This is a genomic window from Rhizorhapis sp. SPR117 (assembly GCF_021742065.1).
The window spans coordinates 1-8,735 of record NZ_JAKKIE010000097.1 but is presented as its reverse complement, the minus strand read 5'-3'; the positions used below and the strand labels follow the sequence as shown (position 1 = coordinate 8,735).

The following is an 8,735-nucleotide window of genomic DNA, read 5'->3' as shown; positions in this document are numbered from 1 at the left end:
CGGCTGAAGCCTCTTCCCGACTGAAGTCGGGGGGTTTCCTCCAAAAAGCGGGACACTAAATCAATTACGCAATGTCCTCAAAAGACGTGCGCGGCTTGACGCCTTGTTCGGCCAACGCCCCGAACTCAGGGGCATCATGACACCACTGATCGCCAGTCTTGAAGCGGTCGAGGTTGAACTGGCGGGGTTGACCAAGGCTTACGGAGGCGTACAGCCCTGTCCAACGCCCGGATCGCCAGATCCTTCTTCATCCTGTCGCTGACCGCCCAACCAACTACACGGCGGCTGTGCAGGTCGAGGATAACGGCGAGGTAGAGCCAGCCTTCCTGCGTCCAGACATAGGTGATATCGCCGGCCCACTTCTGGTTGGGCATATCTGCCACAAAATCCCCATCCAGCCAGTTGGCTGCGACGCCCAAGCGGTGCTGGCTGTCGGTGGTGACCTTGTGCTTGCGTGTGCGGACCGGCTTGATCCCATTGATCTTCATCAGGCGCCCGACCCGGCGCTCGCCGACAGCGAGACCTGCCTCTTTGAGCTCCATTGTCATCCTCGGTCGGCCATAGCTGCCAAGGCTCAGGCTATCCTGCTCCCGGATATGGGCCAGCACTGCCATATCCGTTCGCGCACGCTGGCTGATCGGGCGGGATCGCCATGAACGATAGCCGCGCTCGCTAACGCGCATCACCCGGCACAGTGCTCCCACCTGCCACTGATGCCGCCAGGCATCGATGAATGCGAACCTCATGGCCGCTGGCTCGCGAAGAACTGCGTGGCCTTTTTTAGGATGTCCCTCTCCTCCTTGAGCACGCGGTTCTCCAGACGCAGCCGTTCATTCTCGCGGGCCAGATCTGCCTGCGGCGCTGAGGTCAAATCTGTTGGCCGATACTGTGCCAGCCACTTGCCCAGCGTCGATTTACCAATACCCAAATCCTTGGCCACACGCTCACGCGAAAGCCCGCTGGTCAGCGCAATCCGCACCGCCTCCTGCTTGAACTCTTGTGTATGCTTGATCATCTCGTCGGTCTCCTTGATCGAGTGTTAAACTCTCAAGTGACCGGCACAAAACCGATACAAGTCCAAAATGACGAATGGTGGTTGACTGATCGCTTAGGGTGTCATTTCGCCCCCTACCGGAACTGACCCCTTATGGTGCGACCATCCGGGACAGAGGCACCGGGAGCACGAAGGTGCGGGCAGGCCGATGTATACGATGAGCTGTGAGCTCGAGTTAGGGCTGCAGATCAAGCTGGTCAGATGACCGCCATCGTCGGTTATGCCCGCGTCAGCACGGGCGATCAGGATATCGCCGGCCAGGCTATGCGGCTTGAGGAAGCCGGGGCGGTCAAGGTCTTCAGCGACGTCATGTCTGGTAAGAGCATGGACCGCCCAGGGCTGGCCGAACTGCTGGCCTATGCTCGTGCGGGCGACACGCTGGCCGTGGTTCGTCTTGATCGCCTCGGGCGTTCACTGGCGGAATTGCTCGCAATCGTCGAGGATCTACGCATTCGGCGTATCGCGCTCCTCAGTCTCGAGGAAAAAATCGACACGACATCTGCCGCCGGCGAGCTGATCTTCCACGTTTTCGGGGCGATCGCCCATTTTGAGCGGCGTCTGATTTCCGAGCGGACGAAGGACGGCATTGCCGCGGCCCGCGCCAAAGGCAAGCGCCCCGGCCGACAGCCGCTCGACATGAGCAAGGTCGATGCCGCAATCAAGTTGGTGGAGGCGCGGATCAGCCCTACGGACGCCGCCCGCCAACTCGGTATCGGCCGATCAACGATCTACCGGGAAATGCGCCGCCTCGGCATCGAGCGACCAGCTTAACCCCTATTTGTTCTCACTTGGCGTTGTTTAGCGGGAAACCAACGCTATGTCCTCAATAACCCAGGGAGAGGGGCGGCGCGAAGCGCCGCCCCCGTTTCCGGGCCTCAATCGTCGGCGTCCTCGCGGTCGTGGTCAGCGGGCTTGCCGTTCTTGGCGATCACGGCGATGCGATCCGCGATCAGGTCAACGCCGTAAACCGTCTGGCCCTCGCGATCGTAGCGGGACTGGCGGACGCGGCCCGTAACGTGAACCAGGTCGCCTTTGCTCATCTTTGCGGCGCGCGCGATATTCTTGCCGAAGCAGGTAACGCGGTTCCAGTGCGTATCGTCCTCCCAATCGTTTCCGACCTTGCGGCCGTAGTTGGCGGCGACGTCGAGAAATGCCACCTTGTCCTTGATTTCTGCGCTGCCGATGCGGCCGATAATGCGAAATTCAGCGATGTTCTGCATGGTCCGTTCCTTCGTGCTGTCGTTGCTGACGCACTTTGGAGGGGTGGCCCCCCTGACGCGGGCAAGCTGAAAAACGGTGGGTCCGCTTGCGGAAACCGTAGGCGCGCAGCGCCGGTTTTCTGCTTGGGGCCGAAGGCCCGAACCCGCATGAGGCAGGGGGAGCCGCCCAGGTGCGTCAATCAGCAACGGCGGTGCGAAGGATGACCCGATGCTCTCGCCTCGATCTGATTCGCAATCGGCCTGCCGCGCTACGATCAAGGATTGGCGGGAATCTGTCTGCCGACAGCGGTATAGCAACGGCGAAGGGGAGGGGGCGCTTGATCCGCTATGCCGCTTCCTGCTCGGCCTGCTTCTCCGCGCTCAGCCGCTTGTAGATGGCTTGGCGAGTCACGTTCAACAGGCCAGCAACAGTCACCACGCTCATATTGTGAGGCTCGGTTAAAAGCGACTTGGCCTGCTTCCATTGCTCATCATTAATCGCAGGCGGTCTGCCCAGCTTCGTTCCAGCGCGCCGCGCCGCTTGAAGCCCGGCATTCGTGCGCTCGCGGATCACATCGCGTTCGAACTGAGCGAAAGCACCGACCATATGAAAGAATAGCTGCCCTGCGGGTGTCACCGTCTCGATCTGCTCGGTTATCGAGCGGAATCCGACGCCAATTTCGCCCAGCGATCGCAGCTCGGTAATGAGCGTGATGAGCGAACGGGACAGGCGATCCAAACGCCAGACTATCACCTCATCCCCCGCGCGCGCAGCGCGCAGCAAATCGGTATAGGCTGGCTTGAACACGGAAGAGCCGGAAACGCCCTTGTCTTCATAGATGCGCTCGGCGCCTGCGGCGCGGAGCGCGTCGATCTGCAAGGCAAGGTTTTGCTCACCAGTGCTGACGCGCGCATATCCAAACTTCACGCTAACCTCCTATGCGTAGTGTTCGATAGGAGCGTGTTCTAGGAAGTATTCTTCCAGTTGACGCTCCAACTCGGAGATGAGAGTCAGCGAAAGGTCGGCAGTGCGTGGAGAATTGGTGATAACCTCACCATTAAAGCCAGTGTTTGGGAAAACCAGTGTTCGCCGCACCGCACTAACCGGACTATCATTTTCTGTCGTGCATCCGATCATTGACCATTCCGCATCAATGCCGCGCTCCTCCAAGAGTGATATGATCTGACGTTCAATATCAACCAGAAGAAAGATTAGGCTATTATATTTTAGAGAGTAATAATCATAAACGGGTCGTAATAGGTCTATCTGCAGGCAGTCCAGCCCTTTCCCACCACACAATTGCGAAAATGAGTTCAGCTTCGGATCGAAATACTCACCATCACCCGGCAAAGCGCGAAGGTCACACACCATGAAATCGGGCTGAATGTCCGCCTTTGCGCGAGCATCGCATTCTTCTGAAGTCAGAAAGTGCCAGCTTAGGGACAGGAGTCGCTTGGAATAATCAATCATTTCCATGTCGCCAAGGATTGATGACCGGCACCCCGCCAGCCTCAAATGGTGCAACATCCCGCGTCGCAACGGCGTAGCCGTGCGCTGCCGCAATGGCCGCGATATAGCCGTCCGGCGTCGGGAAACCGTTCCCCACGCTACGCGCAGAAGCGGCCAGTTCGGCGTAACGTCGAGCGGCTTCGCAATCGAATGCCAGAATGCGGCCTGCGAATAAATCCTCGGTGAAAGCAAAGGCACCCTCAAGAGTTTTTCTCCGCATTCCTTCGGGCAGACAGGCAATCCCAAATCTGATTTCAGCAACTGTGATTGCCGAAAGATAAAGGGTCTCGGCGCGCTGTGCGTCCAACCACGCAACAACAGCAGGCGAGGGCGCTCGCTTCGTCATTTCCGATATGACGTTGGTGTCCAGCACAATCATTCGTCAAAGCTCATCGGCTTGGCCGGTGCGCGATCTCGCGCGCCATCAATGATTTGAGCCTCATCCTCGGTTAACCTGACACAACCCCAAACGTCGGTCATCGCTGTACCGAGACGCTGACGCTGGGAAGGAAGGACGGCGGAAGCGATCAGCTCCCGCACCTCAGCCTCTGCACTCCGACCATGTTTCGCCGCTAGGGCTTTCAACCCTCTGTGAATGTCGTCCGGGATATTGCGGATCGTTAAAGCTGGCATGTCGTTGGCCTCCGTGATAGCATATTCACGAAATGCTATCATTCAGGGCGATAATGTCAACTTAATATGAAGTTTTTTTCATTAAGTTGACAGAGGCGAAATCAGACGATTTTGGTGATGCATTTTCGCGGCTTTCCGGCGATCTGGTTGACAGTCAACTAAACCACCGTTTTTTTGTCATATGTGTGGAAATCAGGAGGTGAAGGACTTCACCTTTTCCGAAACCAGGGACATGCGGGTGGAAAGCGGCTGCGCAACGTCGCCAGCCAGCTTCAGCATAGCTTCGCTGTTCTTCGATGCTTCCGACGCCATCGTGTCAAAAGCGCTGGAGAAAAATTCGCTCTGCAACTGGAAAAATTCGGTCGGTGACTTCACCGACGCGAAGCTCTTCATCGTCGCCGTCGCCTTTTCGAAGCTCTTGCGGCTGTATTCAGCAGCTTCCTGGCCCAAAGCTTCAGCACCCTTGGCGGCAATCTTGCCCGATTCGACCACGGCTTCGACATTCCCCTTGGTCAGCTCGTTGACTTCCTCAAGCATCTTGCTGCTTTTTTCAACGGCGGCCTTGGCCTTTTCGTTGAATTCGCCATAGATCGCCTGGAACTTTTCCTTGGCTTCGGCGGCAACTTTCTTCGTGGTCTCAATTGCATCAGTCATTACAGTCGTTCCTTCTTCTGCTGCAGCCGAAATGGAATCGATTTCCGGCTTATTTTTTTCGGGTTCGGGCGCAGCTTCAATGGCCGGAGCGACCGATGTTGCTGCAATTTCTTCCTTCTTCGGTTCTGGTGCAGGCGGAGGTGCTAACGCCTCTGCCTTTACCGGTGCCGGTGGAGTTTCCGCCTTGGGCGCTATGGCCGGAGCCGGTTTCTCAGCGGGAGAGGCAACTGCTTTCTTTTCCGGCGCCTGAGGCGCAGCAGCAGGCTTTTTTGCTGGAGCAGGCTTATATGTGCCCCGCATCGCCTTCTTTGGTCCCGATTTTGGCGGTGTTCCTGCCATCGAAGCCTCCTTCCATCCCTGTTGCAGTGCACAATAGAGAAGTCGCTTGCAAATTGCAAGAGTTATTGTGCGCTGCAACAAAAACGTAACAAGCGAATGAAAGCGCCCCCAAAATCTGGGGTTACCGCGTCTTTACATAGCGTCCCGGCGCATCTTCAATGGCCTTCATCCCTCCCTTACCGGGCTTCCTGGCGCCAGTAGAGGGGACCGATTCGTTGCCCATCGCTTCCAGCCAGTCAATCCAGTCGGGCCACCAGCTTCCCTGTGTTTCTTTCGCGCACGCAACATAGTCCGAAAGCGACTGAACTTTCTTCTCGCATGTCCAATATTGGTATTTTCCCGCAGACGGCGGGTTAACGACGCCGGCGATATGGCCTGACCCCGCGAGCACGAAACGCAGCGGGCCGGAAAAATGTTCCGTGATTTTCCAGACGCTTTCGGGGGGGGCGATATGGTCTTCGCGGCCTGCCTGAATGTAGCTTGGTGTCTTTACCTTGCGCAGGTCGATGGGCGTTCCATCGATGCTGATCACGCCGGGTTGAACCAGCTTATTGTCGCGATACAGATCAGCAAGATAGCTTTGGTGCCATTTGGCGGGCAGATTGGTCGTGTCGCCATTCCAATAGAGCAGGTCAAAGGGCTTGTAATCCTGCCCCAGCAGATAATTGTTAACGACGTAGCTCCATATCAGATCGCGCCCCCGCAACAGATTGAACGTCGCGGCCATATAGCGCCCATCCAGATAACCATCAGCCGACAGCGTCTTCACCAACTTGAGCAATTCATCATCGACGAAAAGGCCAAGGTCGCCTGCCTTGGAAAAATCCACCTGCGCCGTAAAAAACGTTGCGCTCTTCACCTTGCCGGCTTCCTTGCGTGCGGCAAGCAACGCCAAGGTGGCCGCCAGAGTCGTGCCCGCAACGCAATAACCAATGGTATGCACATTCGGCACATCCAGCAGTTCACGAACCGTATCGATCGCGTCAATCTGGCCCCGCACGATATAATCGTCCCAGGCTATATTTTTCATGCTCTCATCGGCAGACTTCCACGACACCACAAATACGGTGATGCCTTGTTCCACAGCCCAGCGAATGAAGCTTTTCTCTGGATTCAGGTCGAGAATATAGAAGCGGTTTATCCAGGGTGGAAAAATGACAAGCGGTGTCTTGAGCACTTCCTTCGTTGTCGGTTCATACTGGATAAGCTGGTAGAGTGGGGTTTCCTTGATGACTTTGCCCGGCGTGACGGCGATATTCCGGCCGACTTCAAATGCACCGCCGTCGACATGGGACAATTGCCGCCTGTCAATATCGTTCAACATGTTCTGCAAACCACGAAGCAGGTTGTCCCCGTTGGTTTCCAGCGTTTTTTCAAGCACGAGCGGATTGGTCAGAGCAAAATTGCTGGGACTCATCGCATCGATGATGCCCTTTGTGGCGAAACGGAGCTGGTCCTTTTGCTTGGGCGCGATGCCATCGACGGTATCGACAAGATCCATCATATAGTCAGCCGTCAGCAAATAGCTGCGCCTGATAATGTCGAACAGCGGATCGCTTTGCCATTGCGGGGCGGAAAAACGACGGTCGCCGTCTGCCCTGCCCTCCGAACCTCCAGGCGCTTTCCCGCCACTTTCCAGAAAACGTTGCCAGAGAGTCACGCCATTGGCCCAGAATTCCGAATGCACTTTCCCGACGGCTTCAGGGTCGATGGGCAGCGGCAGGCCGGCCACTTTTTCGGCCTTCATTTCCGCCTTGGCCATTTGTCTGGCGCTATATTCAAGCAGCAGTTGCTGCGCCTGCCCGATCACCCGCGTCCAGTGCTGCATCTGGTCCAGGGTTGGCAATGGCGGTTCCACCGTATCGAAGGGCTTTTTGAGGTCGGCGTCGCTCATCCGGGGTCTCCTTTGCCCGATACACCGGCCAACATCTCTGCTGGCAAGGCTTCCAAAGCCTGTATATATGCGCGCATGGCGCAAACCAAGCCTGGCTGCGCTTCAATTGAATGCTCCCATGGAGAAAGTGCAAGGAATGTATCGATAATGTCCGAAGAATTTTACCGCATCAAACGCCTCCCCCCCTATGTCATCGCCGAAGTCAATGCGATGCGGGCGGCGGCGCGCGCGGCGGGTGAGGATATTATCGATCTTGGCATGGGTAATCCTGACCTGCCTCCACCTGACCATGTAATCGAAAAATTGTGCGAAGTGGCGCGCAAGCCGGACGCACATGGCTATTCGCAATCGAAGGGCATACCCGGATTACGCAAGGCGCAGGCCAATTATTATGCCCGCCGCTTCGGTGTCGAACTCAACCCCGAATCAGAGGTTGTTGTGACGATGGGGTCAAAGGAGGGCTTGGCCAGTCTTGCCACTGCGATCACTGCGCCCGGCGATGTCGTGCTGGCTCCGAATCCCAGTTATCCGATCCATACTTTCGGTTTCATCATCGCAGGCGCAACGATCCGGGCGGTTCCCACGACACCCGATGATAATTATTTCCGCGCGCTTGACCGGGCCATGGCTTTCACCGTGCCGCGGCCATCAATCCTGGTGGTGAACTATCCATCGAACCCAACGGCAGAAACCGTCGATCTTTCCTTTTACGAAAGGCTGGTCGCATGGGCGAAAGAGAACACGGTTTGGATAGTGTCCGACCTTGCCTATTCGGAACTCTATTATGACGGCAATCCGACGCCCTCGATCCTTCAGGTGCCGGGTGCCAAGGACGTCGCGGTTGAATTCACCTCACTTAGCAAAACCTATTCCATGGCGGGGTGGCGCATGGGCTTCGCCGTCGGCAATGAGCGGCTGATTGCAGCGATGACGCGCGTGAAGTCCTATCTGGACTATGGCGCTTTTACGCCCATTCAGGCGGCGGCTTGCGCCGCACTCAACGGCCCGCAGGACATCGTTCAGAAGAATCGCGAACTCTATCACAAGCGCCGCGATGTCATGGTAGAAAGCTTCGCCCGCGCCGGATGGGATATTCCGCCGCCCCGCGCGTCCATGTTCGCATGGGCGCCACTGCCCCCGGCACTTAGGGATATGGGCAGCCTGGAATTCTCAAAACAACTGCTTGTTCATGCCAAGGTCGCCGTGGCACCGGGCGTGGGTTATGGCGAGGATGGCGAAGGCTTTGTCCGCATCGCCATGGTCGAAAATGAACAGCGGCTGCGGCAGGCGGCGCGAAACGTTAAACGCTATCTGCAAAGCATGGGCATCAATACGCCTACAGTGAAAGCGGAATGATCCTTCCCGGATGATGAAATCTAGTCACCCGGAACTGTAATCCACCTCATTGATTCACGCCTCTTTGAGGAGATGAACAATGCTAGGTCGGCAGGC

The 8,735-nt window shown here is 57.0% G+C and carries 9 protein-coding genes and 1 pseudogene; 2 read left to right on the top strand and 8 right to left on the bottom strand.

Annotation, left to right across the window (positions count from 1 at the left end; translation table 11 throughout):
* Positions 1–194: 194 nt before the first annotated feature.
* A pseudogene (locus tag L3X40_RS20030) lies at positions 195–1,015 on the bottom strand (IS3 family transposase); the annotation flags it as partial.
* A 240-nt stretch (positions 1,016–1,255) separates the two neighbouring features.
* On the opposite strand from L3X40_RS20030, the gene L3X40_RS20025 reads away from it, so the two are divergent.
* The gene (locus L3X40_RS20025) at positions 1,256–1,825 is read left to right on the top strand and encodes a recombinase family protein (RefSeq protein WP_237367155.1); all 570 of its coding nucleotides are present in this window, start codon (positions 1,256–1,258) and stop codon (positions 1,823–1,825) included.
* Between the two features lie 104 nt (positions 1,826–1,929).
* Here the strand turns inward: L3X40_RS20025 and L3X40_RS20020 are convergent, their stop codons facing one another.
* The 7 genes from L3X40_RS20020 to L3X40_RS19990 form a co-directional block, all read right to left on the bottom strand.
* Positions 1,930–2,274: a single-stranded DNA-binding protein gene (locus L3X40_RS20020; RefSeq protein ID WP_237367154.1), complete on the bottom strand. Its 345-nt coding sequence runs from the start codon at positions 2,272–2,274 to the stop codon at positions 1,930–1,932.
* A 325-nt stretch (positions 2,275–2,599) separates the two neighbouring features.
* Complete coding sequence (locus L3X40_RS20015; RefSeq protein WP_237367153.1) at positions 2,600–3,181, bottom strand: recombinase family protein; 582 nt, start codon at positions 3,179–3,181, stop codon at positions 2,600–2,602.
* Between the two features lie 9 nt (positions 3,182–3,190).
* Positions 3,191–3,724: a hypothetical protein gene (locus L3X40_RS20010; RefSeq protein ID WP_237367152.1), complete on the bottom strand. Its 534-nt coding sequence runs from the start codon at positions 3,722–3,724 to the stop codon at positions 3,191–3,193.
* Positions 3,717–4,142 carry a type II toxin-antitoxin system VapC family toxin gene (locus L3X40_RS20005; RefSeq protein WP_237367151.1) on the bottom strand — a complete coding sequence of 142 codons (426 nt, stop codon included), beginning with the start codon at positions 4,140–4,142 and terminating at the stop codon, positions 3,717–3,719. Before L3X40_RS20005 ends, L3X40_RS20010 begins: the two co-directional genes overlap by 8 nt.
* Positions 4,139–4,396, bottom strand: coding sequence for a FitA-like ribbon-helix-helix domain-containing protein (locus tag L3X40_RS20000; RefSeq protein WP_237367150.1), 258 nt, complete (start codon positions 4,394–4,396; stop codon positions 4,139–4,141). Before L3X40_RS20000 ends, L3X40_RS20005 begins: the two co-directional genes overlap by 4 nt.
* Before the next feature lie 192 nt (positions 4,397–4,588).
* A complete protein-coding gene (locus tag L3X40_RS22370) occupies positions 4,589–5,389 on the bottom strand; it encodes a phasin family protein (protein WP_272908061.1) in 801 nt (266 codons plus the stop codon).
* A 121-nt stretch (positions 5,390–5,510) separates the two neighbouring features.
* Positions 5,511–7,283 (bottom strand): PHA/PHB synthase family protein, encoded by a 1,773-nt coding sequence (locus L3X40_RS19990; protein ID WP_237367149.1) that lies wholly within the window; start codon positions 7,281–7,283, stop codon positions 5,511–5,513.
* Positions 7,284–7,430: 147 nt separating this feature from the next.
* On the opposite strand from L3X40_RS19990, the gene L3X40_RS19985 reads away from it, so the two are divergent.
* The gene (locus L3X40_RS19985) at positions 7,431–8,639 is read left to right on the top strand and encodes an LL-diaminopimelate aminotransferase (RefSeq protein WP_237367148.1); all 1,209 of its coding nucleotides are present in this window, start codon (positions 7,431–7,433) and stop codon (positions 8,637–8,639) included.
* The last annotated feature ends 96 nt before the right edge of the window (positions 8,640–8,735 follow it).

Coding starts and splice junctions, on each gene's coding strand:
- L3X40_RS20010 (WP_237367152.1), bottom strand. CDS start 3,724: ATGATTGATTATTCCAAGCGACTCCTGTCCCTAAGCTGGCACTTTCTG.
- L3X40_RS20025 (WP_237367155.1), top strand. CDS start 1,256: ATGACCGCCATCGTCGGTTATGCCCGCGTCAGCACGGGCGATCAGGAT.
- L3X40_RS20020 (WP_237367154.1), bottom strand. CDS start 2,274: ATGCAGAACATCGCTGAATTTCGCATTATCGGCCGCATCGGCAGCGCA.
- L3X40_RS19990 (WP_237367149.1), bottom strand. CDS start 7,283: ATGAGCGACGCCGACCTCAAAAAGCCCTTCGATACGGTGGAACCGCCA.
- L3X40_RS19985 (WP_237367148.1), top strand. CDS start 7,431: ATGTCCGAAGAATTTTACCGCATCAAACGCCTCCCCCCCTATGTCATC.
- L3X40_RS20005 (WP_237367151.1), bottom strand. CDS start 4,142: ATGATTGTGCTGGACACCAACGTCATATCGGAAATGACGAAGCGAGCG.
- L3X40_RS22370 (WP_272908061.1), bottom strand. CDS start 5,389: ATGGCAGGAACACCGCCAAAATCGGGACCAAAGAAGGCGATGCGGGGC.
- L3X40_RS20000 (WP_237367150.1), bottom strand. CDS start 4,396: ATGCCAGCTTTAACGATCCGCAATATCCCGGACGACATTCACAGAGGG.